Annotated in this window: 1 protein-coding gene; it reads left to right on the forward strand. The window is 63.0% G+C overall.

What is annotated here, in order from left to right:
- A partial coding sequence (locus AACY08_RS27885) for a dihydroxy-acid dehydratase domain-containing protein (protein WP_339472325.1) occupies nt 1-648 on the forward strand: 648 nt, incomplete at both ends.

A 648-nucleotide genomic window follows, 5' to 3' on the forward strand; every position in this document is an offset into this window, starting at 1 on the left:
CGTCGCTTCGTCGGCACCGTCGACCGGCTATTGCAACACGATGGGCACCGCGACGACGATGAACAGCCTGGCCGAGGCGCTGGGCATGTCGCTGCCTGGATCGGCGGCGATCCCCGCACCGTATCGCGACCGGCAGGAATGCGCCTATTACACCGGCAAGCGCATCGTCGAGATGGTGGCGGAGGACCTCAAGCCCTCCGACATCCTGACCAAGGACGCCTTTCTCAATGCGATCGCGGTCAATTCCGCGATCGGCGGATCGACCAACGCGCCGATCCATCTCACCGCGATTGCGCGGCATATCGGCGTCGACGTCCCGCTCAAGACCTGGGAAGAGCATGGCCTCAACGTGCCGCTATTGGTCAATTTGCAGCCAGCGGGCGAATATCTGGGCGAGGATTATTATCGCGCTGGCGGCGTCCCCGCCGTGGTCGCGCAGTTGATCCAGCATGGCCTGATTGCCGAGGGCGCGATGACCGCGAACGGCAAGACGATCGGCGAGAATTGCCGCAGTGCGGTGATCGAGAATGAAGATGTGATCCGCCCGTTCGACACGCCCTTGATGACGTCGGCGGGGTTCGTGGTGCTGTCCGGCAATCTGTTCGACAGCGCGATCATGAAGACCAGCGTGATTTCGCCCGAGTTCCG

This window comes from Pseudomonas sp. EL_65y_Pfl1_R83 (genome assembly GCF_963970695.1).
Lineage (GTDB): Bacteria > Pseudomonadota > Gammaproteobacteria > Pseudomonadales > Pseudomonadaceae > Aquipseudomonas > Aquipseudomonas tritici.